Here is a 15,083-nt window from a genome sequence, read left to right on the forward strand (position 1 = left end):
GGCCGTCGCCGCGGCGGGGGCTCGGGGCGGGGCGGGGACATCGGCCGGGACGAGGACTTCGGCCGGGACGGGATCGGCCGTCAGGAACCAGGGCGATACGGGCACGGGAACGCTCCGCTCTTCCGGTGCGCCGACCGTCAGCCCCGGCTCCCGGAGCCGCCCGCGTTCCAGCCCACGTCGGAGCCGGCCGCGTTCCACCCGACGTCGGGGTCGGCGGCGTTCCAGCCGACGTCGGCGGGGGACGCCTTCGCCGTGACCGCCGCGGCGGCCTGGCCGGCGCCGCCCAGCGTCAGGACGAACGCGCCGAGAACCGCGGCCGCGGCCGGGATGAATTTACGGTGGAGAGAGCCGGAACCACTGCTTGCCGATGCACTGCGCTGCATGAGATTTCACCTCTCGGTCGGCAGCCGTGCCCCACTCGGTAAAACCCCGAGGGTTTATGGACGCGGCCGCGAAGGTAGTTTCCGGAAAGCCGCCGCGGCGGCTTGTGCGATGCCGCCCGCGATTGCCTGTCGGGCCCCGGTGGCGTTCCCCCGGAGCACCGGCGGGCGATTGCGTCGCGACACCGGGGAGTTCCGTTCTCCTTGCGGCCCCAACTCTCCCTCTGTTCCCGGTGGTTGAAAAAGATCTATGATGGTTCGGGTTTTCGCACTGCGTGAATCTCGGGGGTCCTTTTCACGTGAACACTGGACGAAACGGACAGAATGAACATGTCATCGGAGCCCTCGGACGACGCGATGACGGGCTCGGCGGCCGTTCGGGAAGCGGCGCCGACATGGCGGCCGGCGGGGGCCGGGCCGGCGCTGCGGGGGTTCGCGGAGAGACTGGCCGATCTGTCGCGGCTGGCCCTGGAGGAGGCCGATCGGGTCGCGGATCAGGCGGCTTCGCCCGGTTCGCCCGGGGCTTCGACCATCACCTATCTCCAGGGCATCACGGAGATCAACGACGCCATCGCGGCCGCGCTCGACCGGGCGCACGGCGAGATCCTGACCGCCCAGCCGGACGGGCCGCGGCCGAGCTCGGTGCTGGAGGGGGCGCTGGCGGCGGTGCGGCGGCAAATCACCGGCGGGGTCGCGATGCGGACCCTCTATCAGCACAGCACGCGTTTCGACGAGGCCACCAAGGACTATGTCCGACAGGTCACCGAGTACGGCGTCCAGGTGCGCACACTGGAGGAGTTCTTCGAACGGCTCATCGTCATCGACGCCACGATCGCGTTCATTCCGGCACAGGCTGACCGCACCGTGGCCCTTGCCGTCACCGAGCCCGCGGTGGTGCGATTCCTGCACGACACCTTCGAGCGTTCCTGGGATCGCGCCAGGCCGTTCCCGTTCATTCCGCGGCATGCCGCGCAAGCGGCCGGAGAGGTAATGCCGGCGATCCGCGAGTCGATCCGGCGGCTGCTCGTGGAGGGACATTCGGACAAACTCATAGCGCGGCGACTGGGAATCAGCGAACGGTCCCTCCAGGCGCATGTGGCGGCGATCAAACAGGAGTTGGGCGCCCGTAATCGCCTGCACCTCGGCTATTTGCTGGGGCGGGACGAGACCACGCTGGTGCTGTAGGGGGCGGCGGCGGCCGGCCGGGAGCGGGGGCGCCGCCGTGAGACGGCGACTCCGGCCAGGCAGAGCAGACCGCCGAACAGGGTGAGCCAGCCGGGCACTTCGCCCAGATAGGCCCAGGACATCACCACCACCAACGCGGGCACCGCGTACGTCGTCGCGCCCATCTTCCCCGCCGTGGTGCGGGCCAGGGCGTACGCCCAGGTGCTGAAGGCCAGGGCGGTCGGGAACAGCCCGAGGTAGACGACGTTCAGGGTGGCCCCCAGCGGCGCGACGGCGACATCCGACACCAGTTGCCCGGTGAACGGCAGGCACGCGGCGGTGCCGACGAAGCAGCCGAAGGTGGTGACCTGGAGGGCCGAGGCGTGCCGCAGGGCCGGCTTCTGGGCCACGACGCCCCCGCCGTAGGCCACCGCCGCCAGCAGGCACAGGCCCACCCCGAGCAGGGACGACGCCCCGCCGTCGGACATCGAGACACCGACCACGACCGCGCCGGCGAACGACACGGCCATGCCCGCCAGCAGCATGGGCGGGAAGCCCTCCTTCAGCAGCCAGCCGCCGAGCAGCGCGATCACCATGGGGCCCACGTTGACGACCATGGCCGCGGTGCCGGCGTCCACATGGCGCTCGCCCCAGTTGAGCCCGACCATGTACAGCCCGAACCAGAGCACCCCCGAGATCGCGATGCCCGGCCAGGCCCCGCGCGGCGGCCACCCCTCGCGGCGTATCAGCAGCACGGCGCCGAGCGCGAGGGAGCCGGCGAGCAGACGACCCAACGCCAGTCCCCCGGGCCCGAAGTGGTCCGCCGAGTCGCGGATGGAGACGAACGCCGATGCCCAGAGCACCACGGTGACGGCGGCCGCGATCAGCGCCCGGCGATCGACGCTTGAACGTTCAGTCGATTGATCCATGGCGGAAACGTACGACACCCATTACGGCCCGCATAGATCCCGCGCGGCGAGCGCGCCGGGGCTCGTCCGGTTCTATCCGGTTATGCGCGTGGCTGGATCGCGCCGGTTCCGGAGGGGCGGATTCAGGGGTCGCCGGCGACGCCGTCGGGCGGCGGGCCGCCGTCCCTCGCCAGCACGTCCTCGACGAGCCGGGCGACCGCGGCGAGCCCCTCGGGCGACAGCTCCAGGGCGCGCAGCGCGAGGTTTCTGACCGGAAGGTGGTGGGCGACCCGGGCGAGTTCGAGCTCCGGGCCGGCGCCGTCGGCCGCGCCCCCGTCGAGGAAGTAGGAGGGTGGCACCCCGAAGAAGCGGGCCAGCGCCACCAGCAGTTCGGTGGACGGGTTGCGCTTGCTGCCCGTGCGCAGGGCGGACAGATAGGCGCGCCCGACCCGCACCCCCGGGTTGTCCCGCTTGACGGCGGCGGCCACGTCCTCGTTGGTGTACCGGCGGCCGCGCGGGCCCTCCGGGCGTACGGCGTCGAACAACCTGTTCAGCCGGTCGGCCAGCGTCGGGCCTGCCTCGGCAGTGGACACGCCTCCCACCTCCACCCCATGGCGCTCGGTCCGGCGCCTGCCCTCATGACCCCGAACCGCCTTTGGTCAACCAGAGGTTGACAGTGTTAGCCGCGTCACGTCTAGACTCCGGCACCGCACCGCAAACTCGGGTCGCTTTCCGTCACGGCAGTCGCACCCGCAGCGTGAGCACGACCGCGCGTCCCCGTACCACCGGCACGACCGTGATGGCTGTACGACCGCGAGTCCCCCGCACGTCCGCGAGTCCCCGCACGACGGCGCATCCCCGTACGACCGTGAGAACCCCGTACGACCGCGAGAGCCCCGTACGACCGGTACCACCACGAGTCCCGCACGACGGCGCACCCCCGTACGACCGCGAGTCCCCGCACCCCGCGGGCCCCCGTACGACCGAGGCAGTCCGGCACGACCACGCGCAGCCCGTGAGCAGGCCGTTCGACGGTCCGCCGGGCGCCGCAGGCGCCGCCCGGAAGCCACGGGCGGGAAAGGACGCACAGCGATGGAGCACCGGCGCAGCCGCCGCGGCCCGTGGTGGAACCGCTCCCCCCGGCCCGCGGACGACGCGCTCGACCGGCACCCCGCGCGGGACGACACGCCCCTGCGCGCCGTTCTGGAGGACGCCGCCATGGGCCGCTGGGAGGGTCCGCGCGATCTGGTGGCCGCCACCGGCCGGGACTGGGACCGGCGGATCTTCCGTCTCCAGGTCCTCGCGCGCACGGGCGCCCGGCTGCGGTTCGCGGACACCTGGGCCCGCGCGGAACCGGCCTCCGCGGACGCGCTGGCGATGCTCGCCCATGTGCGGGCGGTCCGCTCGATGCTGGCCGGCCGGGGCGAGGGCCGCGAGCTGATGGAGCAGGCGTGGGGCACCTGTCTGGCCGCCGCCGACGCCAACCCGGCCGACCCCTCGCCCTGGGTGGTGATGCTCGCGCTGCTGCGGGTCCACGCCCCCGACCGGTCGGTGCTCCAGAACGTCTGGGCCGAGGTGGTGGCCCGGGACCCGTACAACCGGGAGGGCCACCACGAGGTGCTCACCTATCTCTTCGAGCGCCACCACGGCTCGGGCGGGGAGATGTTCCACTGGGCCCAGGACCGGGCCGAGACCGCCCCGCGGGGGCTGCCCATCGCCGTCCTGCCGCTGGTCGCGCTCGCCGAGTCCCACCGGCACCGGCTGGAGACGGACGCCTCCGGCTACGGCCTGACCATCCACCCCTGGCTCGACTGCCCGGCCATCGACCGGGTGCTGGCGGGCTGGTGGCGTTTCCGCTCGCCCCGGCCGCACGCCCAGTTCATGGACGACGCCAACTACCTGGCGCACGCGCTGTCGTTCGCCGGCCGGCACGCCGAGGCGTACGAGGTGTTCGAGGCGATCGGCCCGTACGCCGCCGATCTGCCGTGGGCCTACTGCGGGGACCCGCGGCAGCTCTTCCTCCGCCACCGCGACTGGGCGCTGCGCGCGATCACCCCGCGGCGGCCCCGCCCCGGCTGAGGCCCGGTGCCGGCCGAGGCACTGCGCCGGCCGACGCCCCGCGCCGCGGGTGACCGCCCGCGACCGCTCCCCGCGATTCCCCACCGCCTACCCACAACCGCCTACGAGGAGAGTCCCCCGTGCCGCTCGATGTCCCCAGCGTCTCCGACGAGGAGAGACTGCAGCAACTCGGCTACACCCAGGTGCTCGCCAGAAAGATGTCCGGGTTCGCCAACTTCGCGGTCTCCTTCACCATCATCTCGGTCCTCTCGGGCTGTATGACCCTGTACGGGTACGGGCTCAGGACCGGCGGCCCCGCCATGCTGACCTGGGGCTGGATCGCGGTCGGCGCGATGACCCTGCTGGTGGGCCTCGCGATGGCCGAGGTCTGCTCCTCCTACCCGACCTCCGCGGGGCTGTACTTCTGGGCCCATCGCATGGCCCCGGCGCGCAGCCGCGCGGCCTGGGCGTGGTTCACGGGCTGGTTCAACGTGCTGGGGCAGGTGGCCGTCACCGCCGGCATCGACTTCGGCGCCGCCTCCTTCCTCAACGCCTATCTGGACCTCCAGTTCGGCTACGCGGCCACCCCCGGCCACACCATGATCCTCTTCGGTGCGATCCTGCTGCTGCACGCCCTGCTGAACACCTTCGGCGTCCGGCTGGTGGCGCTGCTCAACAGCGTCAGCGTGTGGTGGCACCTGCTGGGGGTCACCGTGATCGTCGGGGTGCTGGCGCTGGTGCCGGACCGCCACCAGTCGACCTCGTTCGTCTTCGGCGAGTTCGTCAACCAGACCGGCTGGACCTCCGGTCTCTATGTGGGCCTGATCGCGCTGCTGATGGCCCAGTACACCTTCACCGGCTACGACGCCTCGGCCCATATGACCGAGGAGACCAATGACGCGGCCGTGGCCGGCCCCCGGGGCATCGTCCGCTCCATCTGGGTCTCCTGGATCGCCGGCTTCGTGCTGCTGGCCGGACTGACCTACGCCATCCAGAGCTACGACGGGGCGGTGGGCTCGGCCACCGGGGTGCCGCCGGCCCAGATCTTCATGGACGCGCTCGGCGCGGCCGGCGGCAAGGCGCTGCTGCTGATCGTCATCGTCGCCCAGCTCTTCTGCGGCATGGCCTCGGTGACCGCCAACTCCCGCATGATCTACGCCTTCTCCCGGGACGGCGCGCTGCCGTTCTCCCGGGTGTGGCACCGGATCAACCCCGGCACGCGCACGCCCACCAACGCCGTCTGGCTCGCCGCGGGCGGCGCGTTCGTCCTCGGCCTGCCGTATCTGATCAACACCACCGCCTACGCGGCCGTGACCTCCATCGCCACCATCGGCCTCTACATCGCCTATGTCATCCCCACCTATCTGCGGCTGCGCAAGGGCGACGCCTTCGAGCGCGGCCCCTGGCACCTCGGCCGGTTCTCCAGGCCCATCGGGATCGTGTCGGTCGCCTGGGTGGCCGTGATCACCGTGCTCTTCATGCTGCCGCAGGTGCACCCGGTGACGGTCGAGACGTTCAACTACGCGCCGATCGCGGTCGTCGCCGTGCTGGGCTTCGCGGGCGTCTGGTGGCTGGCCTCGGCCCGCAGATGGTTCCTCAACCCGGACCACCCCCGGTAAGAGCCTGTTCTCAGCGGGGCGGCACCGCGCACCGGCCGGTGGACGCCCAGCGCTGGTAGGCCCCGGCCGGCCACCGCCGGTGGCCTGCCGGTGACGGGCGCCGCGCCGGCCGGCCGGGGACCCGGTCGGCGCGGCGGCCGGGGAGCCGTCGTCAGGACCGGTCCCGCCGATCGCGGCGGCGGCCCCGGGCGGCGGCCTGCCGGCGCTCGGCCCGCTCGCGGCCCGAGCGCGGGCCCACCCGCTGCTCGGCCTCCTCCGCCTCGGCGCCGCCGTCCAGATGGGCGGCGAGCGCCGCGACGGTGGGGTGGCGGAACAGCTCGACCATGGAGAACTCCCGCCCCAGGGCGCGCTCCAGCAGGCCGTGCACCCGGGCCAGTTGGAGGGAGTGCCCGCCCAGGTCGAAGAAGTTCTGACCGGGCCCGACCCGGTCGAGGTCGAGCACCTCGCACCAGACGGAGGCGACCAGCTGCTGGGTCCTCCCGACCGGGGCGCCCTCGTCGCCGCCGGCCCGGCCGGTCCCGCGCAGCGCCGCCCGGTCCACGGCCCCCTCGGGGGTGCGCGGCAGGGCGTCGAGCACCACCGTCTCGCAGGCGGCGGGGGTGCCGTAGCGGTCGGTCGGCGCCGCGTCCCCGGCCGGCACGGGCGGCCGGCCGCCGTCGGCCGTCGCCGCGTACGCGACCAGCCGCTCGACGGGCCGGGCGGGGGCGTCGAGCCGGGCGCGTATCCCGGGCTTGGCCGGGTCGAGCCCGATCAGCAGGTGCGGGCGGCCGCGGCGCAGCGCGTACAGGCACGACCGCAGCCCCTCGGCGCGCCCGATCGGGCGGTAGCCGCGTGCCCGGCCGGGCTCGGCGAGCCCCTGGCCCCGGCTCATGCCGATCTCGTCCCACAGGCTCCAGGCCAGGCTGTGCGCGCGCCCGCCGCGCTCACGGTGCCGGTCGCGGACGAGCGCGTCGAGATGGGCGTTGGCCGCCGCGTAGGCGCCGACCATGGCGCCGCCGAAGGTGCCGTTGACCGAGGAGAACGCCACGAACAGGGCGTCCGGCACGTCCGCCAGGGCGTCCAGCAGCACCCGCGCGCCGACCGCCTTGGGCGCCAGCACCTCCGCGAACTCGGCCACCGACTGTTCCAGTACGGGCCGCCGGCGGAAGGTGCCGGCCAGGTGGAACACGCCCGAGGGGCGGCGTGACCAGCGCTCCTCCGCCTGCCGCAGGGCCGCGTCCACCTGGTCCGGGCGGCAGACGTCGGCCACGGCGTACAGGACGTGCTCGCTCCGGGCGCGCAGGGCGCGGTACGCCGTCAGCCGCCGGCCCAGGGCGTCGTCCGCCGCGATGTGCCGCTCCCACTCCTCCTCCGGCGGCAGCGGGGTGCGGCCGAGGACGAGCAGCCGGGCGTCATGGGCGTCGAGGAGGTGCGTGCCGATCTCGGCGCCGAGGCCGCCCAGGCCGCCGGTGACGACATAGAGGCCGCCGCGGCGGAAGGGGCTGCCCGGCTCGGGCTCTCCCGAGCCACGCTGCTGCCCGGGGCGGCCCGGCTCTCCCGAGCCACCCTGCTCTCCCGGGTGGCCGGCCGGCGCGGGCGGCAGCGGGGCCAGCCGGGGCACCAGCCGCTCGCCGTCGCGCACGGCGGCCTCCGCCTCGCCCCGCCGGGCGGCCAGTTCGGCCAGCAGGTGCGGCAGCTGGCGGGCGGGCGGCCCCTCCGGCAGGTCCAGGTGGGAGCAGCGCAGCCAGGGCGCCTCCTGGCCGAGGCCGACGAGCAGTCCGAGCAGCGCGGCCCGGTCGCAGTCGAGCACGTCGTCCGGGCGGACCTGCTGCGTATGGCGCCCGACGACCCGCAGCGTCACCGCGTGGCCGTCGGCGCGGTGCGCGGCGAGCGCCTGGACCAGGTGGATCAGCCCCGCCGTGTCGGGGGCGACGGGGTGCTCCGGAGTGCGGGCGGCCGCCGGCTCGGCGGGCGGCGCCCAGGTGGCGAGGTGCGCGATGTGCCGGACGGGGAACTCCTCGGCGGCGAGGGCCTCCAGCAGCCGCGCCCAGTCCTCGGCCGCGTCGCGGCGGAGACGGTAGCGGCCCGGACCCGATGGCTCGAACCGCTCGCCGGCGTCCACCCGGGCCCAGCGCCGGCCCCGTGCGGTGAGCTCGTCGACGAGCCGGTCGGCCAGCCCCTCGGTGTCGGCTATCACCAGCACCGGCGCGTCCTGGGCGGCCGCCGTGTCGGGCAGCGGCCGGGCGGGCCGCCAGACCCGCTCGTGGAACCAGTTCGGCAGCGTCCGCTCGTTGCCCAGCAGCAGGTCGATCCGGGCCACGGCCTCGTCGAAGCCGCCGCTCTGGAAGCGCTCCCGGAGCCGGGCCCGCTGGATCTTGCCGATCTCGGTCTTGGGGATGTCGGCCCGCTCGACGGGCAGGACGTGGCGCGGGTTGAGCCCGAGGCGGCGCACCACGTGCGCGCGGACCTCGCGCGCGGCCTCGGCCTCGTCGGCTCCGGGGGCCGGGTGGAAGAAGAGCGCCAGCCCGTCGGTGGTGCCGTCGGCGTCCCGTACGGCGCAGGCGGCCGTCCAGGAGTTCTCCACCCGGTCCAGCTCCTCCACCACCGACTCGATCTCGTGGCAGTAGTGGTTGACGCCGTTGATGATCAGGACGTCCTTGGCGCGGCCGGTGATGGTGAGGCCGCCGTCGCGGATCACCCCGAGGTCGCCGGTCTCGAACCAGCCGTCGGGGGTGAACGCCTCCCGGTTCTGCTCCTCGTTGTCGTAGTAGCCGGAGGTGACGCTGGGGCCCTTGACGAGCAGCCGCCCGGGCACGCCCTCGGGTACGGTCTCCCCCGCCTCGTCCACGATCCGCAGCACGGTGCCGGGGGTGGGCCGGCCCACATCGGTGAAGGCGTCGTCGTCGCCGGTCGACGCCAGGGTGAAGGCGTCGGAGTAGGTGACGGCCGAGCAGGTCTCGGACATGCCCCAGGAGGGGCGCATCGCCGTGCCCGGCAGTCCGAAGGGCGCCAGCACCTGGAGGAACCGCCGGGCGACCCGGGGCATGATGGCCTCGCCCGCGTTCTGGACGAACCGCAGGCAGGACAGGTCCCAGCCGCGGCCGGCGGCCTCGGCGGCACGGTCGTTGACGAGGCCGTAGGCGAAGTTGGGCGCCCAGGTGAGGGTGACCCGGTGCCGGTGGACGGTCTCCGGCCAGCGCAGCGGGTCCTCCAGGACCCACGGGGTGGGGGCGTGGATCTGCCGGCAGCCGAGGTGGACGTCGCGCACGTGGAACATCACCACGCCGCCGACGTGGTCCAGCGGCATCCAGTTGAACGACACCTCGTCGGGGCCGAAGCCGTTGGCGGCGGCGGTGGCGGCGCAGCGGGCCAGCACATTGCGGTGGCGCTGCACCACGGCCTTGGGCCGGCCGGTGCTCCCGGAGGTGAGCAGCAGCAGGGCGATGTCGTCGGGGGAGGCGGGGTGCGGGGCGCCGTCGGGTTCGTGGGCGCGCAGCTCGTCCAGGACGCCCAGGCGCGGGCCGGCCCAGCCGCGGCGCTCGCCGAGCCCGCGCAGGCCCCGGGCCGTGGCGGCGTCGGTGAGCACCAGGGGCCGGCCGAGCATCTCCCAGGCGCCGGCGAGCCGTTCGACGGCCGCGTTGTCCTCGGCGTAGGTGGGGGCGGGCGCCAGCGGGACGGGCACGAAGCCGCCCAGCACGCAGGCCCAGAAGGCGACGAGGAAGTCGTGGTTGTCGGGGCACTGGAGGAGGGCCTTGTCGCCGGGGACGAGGCCCAGGCCGCGCAGCCCGCGCAGCACCCGGGCGGCCTCGTCGGCCAGCTCCGCGTAGCCGACGTGCCGTTCGCCGCCGGCGCCGCCGAGGTGGACGATGCCGCCGCCACCGCGGGCGGCGGTGCGCAGCAGCGCCTCGGTCAGGGTGGCCACGCCCGGGTCGGGCAGCGGGGGGCCGGTGGCGACGGCCGGGCGCGCGGGGTCGCCGACGGCGCAGAGCGGGCCACGGTCGGTGCTTGAGCGATCCGAGCCCGCGGGGCCCGCCGGTGAGCCGTCCGCGCGTGCGCCCTCCGTACGCGGGCGGTCGCCGCCTGAGCCGTCCTGGCCCGGCGCCGGGGCCGGGCGGGGCGCGGCGGTGAGGGAGCCGACGTGCACCCGCTGTTCGTCCTCCGCGGCGGCCTCCTCGACGAGTACGGCGACCTCCCGCACGCCGGGCGCCCCGGCCAGCGCCCGCTCCCAGCGGGCCGCCAGCTCCTCGTCCGGCACCGGCAGCGCGGTGAGCGCCGCGGTGTCGACCCGCCCGCCCCGGGTGCGCGGCAGGGAGCTCACCGCGACGAACGAGGCGGGGACCAGCGCCGGCGGCAGCAGGGCGCCCGCCTGGGCGCGCAGCCGCTCGGCGGAGTGGGCACCGGCCGGCACGACATACGCGACCAGTTGCTCGACGCCGCCGGTGGTCACCCGGGGCAGCACGGCGCAGTCGGTGACCGAACCGTCGGCGAGCAGCGCGTTCTCGATCTCGGCGGGGCGGACCTCGTACCCGTCGATCCGCAGCCGGTGGGCGGCGTCCTCCCCCGGCGTCTCGTCGACGGCGAGCCGGCCGTCGGGGAGCCGGCGCCCGCGCCACGCCGTGGGCACGGGCGCACCGCCGCCGGGGGGCCGGACGGCCAGCCGGCCGGGCACGCCGTAGGGCAGGGGCGCGCCGGCCGCGTCGAGCACCAGCGGCCGGAGGTTGCCGGGCCGTCCGGCGGCCGGGTCCCCGTCCGGCTGCCCGGGGCGGCGGCGCTCGGCGGTGAGGTAGCCGCCGGCCTCGGGCAGCGAGCGCAGGGCGTGCAGCTCGGCGGCGCTCACGGCCAGGAACCGGTCGGCGAGGCGGGCGGTGAGGGCCCCTCCGTCGACGAGGACGGCCCGCAGCCGCGCGAGGGGGGCGGCCGCCGCGGTGCCGGTCGCCGGCGCTGTGCCGGTGGCCGACGCTGTGTCGGTGGCCGGCGCGGCGTGCGCGGTCAGGGCGTCCAGCGCGGTCGGGGGCAGCAGCGCAACGGTGACGGCGTGGCGGTCGAACGCCGGGCCGAGGAGCGCGGGATCGCCGTCGGGCAGCGGACACACGGCGGCGCCGGTCAGCAGGGGCCACAGCAGCGCGTGGACCGCCGGGGTGAGGTGGGCGGGGGCCGTGAGGGGCACGGTGTCGCCGGGCCCCAGGGCGACGAGGGACTGAAGCCATTGGACGGCGGCGAGGACGTCCGCGTGGCGGTGGACCACCGGGCCGTCGGCCGCGTGGACGACGAACGCGGGGTCCGCCGCGGCCGGGACGGCTCCGCCGTCGACGAGCGGGCCACCCGGCGCGGCCCGGCCAGGGCCCGCTGCGCCCGGCGCGGCGTCACCGTCGAACGGGCCGCCGGCGCCGAGGAGATCCGCCAGGCGGAGGAGTCGTACGCCGTCCGGCAGGGCGGCGTCGGCCGGCCCGGCGGCGTCGCCCTGCACTGCGGCGTCGGTCAGCACGTGGTGGACGCCCGCCTCGGTGAGCCACCGCCGGGCCGGCTCCTCGGGCAGCGCCGGGTCGACGGGGACGCAGACGGCACCGAGCGCGAGCACCGCCAGGGTGCTCGCCACGCGGTCGGCCCCGGGCGCCTGGCGCAGCCCGACGCGCCGGCCGGGGCCGATGCCGCGCTCCCGCAGGTGACGGGCCATCAGGTGGACGCGCTCGGCGAGCGCCGCGTAGCCGAGGGGGGCGCCGGGGCCGGTGACGGCGGGGGCGTCGGGGGTGCGGCGGGCCTGCCGGGCGAAGGCCGCGGGGATCGACGCCCCGAGGCCGGCGGCGCTGATCCCGCCCCCGGGACCGTCGTGCGCGGCATCGTCCTCGGCTTCGGGTGCGGCCGCGTCCCCCAGGGGCAGTTCCGCCACCGGCCGTTCGGGATCGCGTACGGCCTCGGTGAGCAGCCGGCGCAGCTGGCCGATCATCCGCTCCGCGGTCGCCGTGTCGAACAGATCGGTGCTGTGCACCACGGCGCCCCGCAGGGCGCCCGTCTCCGGCTCCTCCCAGAGGTGGAACTCCAGGTCGAAGCGGGTGGAGTGGCGGGGCAGCGGCACGGCGCGCAGGCTCGCCCCGGGCAGCTCGAAGTCCAGGCGCGGCGGGTTCTGGAGCGCGAACAGCACCTGGAACAGGGGGTTGCGGCCGGGGTCGCGCTCGGGCTGCAGGTCCTCCACCAGCTTGTCGAGCGGCACGTCCTGGTGGGCGTAGGCGGCGGCGCACACCGCGCTCGCCCGGCCGAGCAGTTCGGCGAAGGACGGGTCGCCCGACAGATCGGTGCGCAGCGCCAGCGTGTTGACGAACAGGCCCATCAGCGGCTCGGTCTCCGCCTGGTCGCGGCCGGCGATGGGCGAGCCGATGAGGATGTCGTCCTGGCCGGACCAGCGGTGCAGCAGCGTGGCCACGCCCGCCAGCATGGTCATGAACAGCGTCGCGCCGTGGCGCCGGCCGCAGGCGCGCAGCGCCGCCGTGAGGTCGTCGGGCAGGGCGAAGTCGATCCGGGCGCCGAGGAAGGACTGCACCTCGGGCCGGGGCCGGTCGGTCGGCATCCGGAGCACCGGCAGATCGCCGCGGAGCTGCCGGCGCCAGTGGGCGAGCCGGCGCTCCAGCTCGGCGCCGCCGAGGCGGTCGCGCTGCCACTCGGCGAAGTCCGCGTACTGGATCTCCAGTTCGGGCAGCCGGGCCGGCTCCCCGGTCAGCCGCTCCCGGTAGCGGGCGGCGAGCTCGCGGGTGAGGACATTGAGGGACCAGCCATCGGTGACGATGTGGTGGAGGCAGAGCAGCAGCAGGTGCCGGTCCTCGGCGGTGCGGGCCAGCGCCGCGCGGATCAGCGGCCCCGCGCCGAGGTCGAAGGGGCGGGCCACCCACTCCTGGGCCCAGTCCCGCTCCTCGGCGCTCAGCGCGTCACCATCGGCTTTCAGAGGCAACTCGCGCGAAGGGGCGTGGAGTTCGTGCACCTCCAGCGCGGCGGTCCCCGTGGGCGCCACCACCTGCACCGGTTCGCCGTCGACCTCGGTGAAGGTGGTGCGCAGCACCTCATGGCGCGCCACGACGTCGTCGAGCGCGGCGGCCAGGGCGGCCCGGTCCACCCGGCCCGTCAGCCGCAGCGCGAGCGGGATGTTGTAGTACGGGTTGCCCCGGTCCAGGCGGTGGAAGAACCACATGCGCTGCTGGGCGTAGGAGGCGGGGAAGAGGAGCGCGCCGGGCTCCCGCGCGGGGTCCGCCGCCGGGGCGGTGGCCGTGGACCCCGGAGCGGCGGTCCCCGGAGCGGCCCCCGGAGCGGCGGTCCCCGTGGCGGCGGCCCCCGGGTGGGTGTTCTCGGCGGTGGACACGGCTACTCCATCCTCTGGTCGCGGGAGCCGGCGGCGGCCCGGCCGCGGCGGGCGCTGGGCCGGATGCGGGGCGCGGCCGCCGGGGCCGCGGTGTCGAGCAGGGGGACCAGCTCGGCGACGGTGGGGGCGTCGAAGATCCGGTGCAGCGACAGTTCGGTGCCGGTGGCGTCGCGCAGCCGGGCGAGCAGCTGCATCGCGAGCAGGGACTCGCCGCCGAGGTCGAAGAAGTTGTCGCGCACGCCGATGCCGTCGATGCCGAGCACCTCCTCCCAGAGCCGTACGACGTCCTTCTCCCGGTCGGTGCGCGGCGGCTCGTACGGGGTGGACAGCTCGGGACGGCGGTTGAAGGACCGCCCGGCGGCCGGGGCCGCCACCGGCGGGGCGGTCGGCCCGGCCTGGGCGGCGGAGGGGCGGCGGGCCACCACGACGGTGTGGTCGGCGGCGGCCGCGCCCGACTCCCGGCGCGGAATGGCGGTGACGTCCGCGAACCCCTCCTCGCCCAGGAGGCCGGCCCACCGGTCGGGGGCGATGAGCGGCGAGTCGCGGCGCAGATCGTCGTCGAAGTACCACCAGCCCTCGTAGAGGCCGGTGGTCATCAGCGACCAGCGCTGCTGACGGGAGGCCTCCAGCAGCAGGAGCACCCCGTCGGGCCCCAGCAGCGAGCCGGCGTTGCGCACCGCCCGGCGCAGATCGGGCGTGGCGTGCAGCACGTTGAAGGCGAGCACGATGTCGAAGGTGCCGGGCGCGTAGCCCTGTTCCGCCGGGTCGCGCGTGACGTCGAGGACGCCGAACTCCAGGGCCGTCAGCCCCTCCTCGGCGGCCCTGCGCTGGGCGTCGAGGACGAAGGAGCGGCCCAGGTCGGTGACGTGGTACTCGACCCCGGGCACCGCCCGCAGCGCCTCGGCGACCTCCCAGGTCAGATAGCCGCGGCCGGCGCCGATCTCCAGGACGCGGACGGTGCGGCCGGCCGCGCCGGCCGCCAGCCGGGCCACCGTCTCGGCGATCAGCCGCCGGTGGACGGGGATGTCGCTGTACGCGAGCCGGCGGTCGATGAGGGCGCGCTGCCGGTCGTCGCTGCCGTCGGGCAGCAGCACCTCGGTGCCGGCCGTGGTGCCGCCGAGCACCTCGCGGTAGTGCCGGACGCAGTGGGCGAGGAACGCCAGGTCGTCGGCCTCCTCGGGGTGGTCGGCGAGGATCTCGCGGGTGAGGTCGTCCGGGTCGGCCACGCCGGCCGCCGCGGCGGTGAAGCGCAGCCGTTCGCCGTCGGCGGTGAGCAGCCCGTCGTCGGCGAGCATGGCCAGCAGGGCGTCGACGAACTTGCGGTAGCCGGGCACGGTGCCCAGGGCCCGGTCGAGGCCGGGGCGGTCGAAGGCGGCGCCGGGGGTGGTGTCGATGCCGGCGGAGCGCAGCACGGCGCACACATGGGCCACGGACAGCCGGTCGAGCCGCTCGGTCAGATCGGCGGGGAACCGCAGCGGGGGGCTCTCCCGCCGGAGCCGCTCCTCGGCCTGGACCATGCGCGGGATCTCCTGGGCCAGGTCGGCGGGGAAGGGCCCGCGGGCCGCCGCGCCGGAACCGTGGGCCGCCTGGCCGGAACCGAAGCCGGGGTCGGACCCGGGGCCGGGGGCGG

Annotated in this window: 8 protein-coding genes; 3 read left to right on the forward strand and 5 right to left on the reverse strand. The window is 75.6% G+C overall.

The window, feature by feature from the left end:
• Window positions 1-137: 137 nt before the first annotated feature.
• Complete coding sequence (locus ACSNOD_RS18535) at window positions 138-383, reverse strand: hypothetical protein (protein ID WP_436768081.1); 246 nt, start codon at window positions 381-383, stop codon at window positions 138-140.
• Window positions 384-710: 327 nt separating this feature from the next.
• Here ACSNOD_RS18535 and ACSNOD_RS18540 point away from each other — a divergent pair, with 327 nt between their 5' ends.
• Entirely contained in the window at window positions 711-1,565 is an 855-nt protein-coding gene (locus ACSNOD_RS18540) for a LuxR C-terminal-related transcriptional regulator (protein WP_436768082.1), read from the forward strand.
• Here the strand turns inward: ACSNOD_RS18540 and ACSNOD_RS18545 are convergent.
• Together ACSNOD_RS18545 and ACSNOD_RS18550 are read right to left on the reverse strand one after the other, a co-directional pair.
• Window positions 1,526-2,473 (reverse strand): DMT family transporter, encoded by a 948-nt coding sequence (locus ACSNOD_RS18545; RefSeq protein ID WP_436768083.1) that lies wholly within the window; start codon window positions 2,471-2,473, stop codon window positions 1,526-1,528. The two genes, ACSNOD_RS18540 and ACSNOD_RS18545, sit on opposite strands and share 40 nt — an antisense overlap.
• A 122-nt stretch (window positions 2,474-2,595) precedes the next feature.
• The gene (locus tag ACSNOD_RS18550; RefSeq protein ID WP_436768084.1) at window positions 2,596-3,045 is read right to left on the reverse strand and encodes a helix-turn-helix domain-containing protein; all 450 of its coding nucleotides are present in this window, start codon (window positions 3,043-3,045) and stop codon (window positions 2,596-2,598) included.
• Between the two features lie 499 nt (window positions 3,046-3,544).
• Between ACSNOD_RS18550 and ACSNOD_RS18555 the strand changes: the two genes are divergently transcribed.
• Both ACSNOD_RS18555 and ACSNOD_RS18560 read left to right on the forward strand, forming a co-directional pair.
• Entirely contained in the window at window positions 3,545-4,531 is a 987-nt protein-coding gene (locus ACSNOD_RS18555) for a hypothetical protein (protein ID WP_436768085.1), read from the forward strand.
• 119 nt (window positions 4,532-4,650) lie between these two features.
• A complete protein-coding gene (locus ACSNOD_RS18560) occupies window positions 4,651-6,129 on the forward strand; it encodes an amino acid permease (protein WP_436768086.1) in 1,479 nt (492 codons plus the stop codon).
• A gap of 151 nt (window positions 6,130-6,280) precedes the next feature.
• Here the strand turns inward: ACSNOD_RS18560 and ACSNOD_RS18565 are convergent, their stop codons facing one another.
• Together ACSNOD_RS18565 and ACSNOD_RS18570 are read right to left on the reverse strand one after the other, a co-directional pair.
• Window positions 6,281-13,453, reverse strand: coding sequence for an SDR family oxidoreductase (locus ACSNOD_RS18565; RefSeq protein ID WP_436768087.1), 7,173 nt, complete (start codon window positions 13,451-13,453; stop codon window positions 6,281-6,283).
• A gap of 2 nt (window positions 13,454-13,455) precedes the next feature.
• On the reverse strand, window positions 13,456-15,083 hold a 1,628-nt coding region (locus ACSNOD_RS18570; RefSeq protein WP_436768088.1), incomplete at its 5' end, for a methyltransferase.

This window comes from Streptomyces sp. URMC 123, assembly GCF_051386515.1.
Classification (GTDB): domain Bacteria; phylum Actinomycetota; class Actinomycetes; order Streptomycetales; family Streptomycetaceae; genus Streptomyces.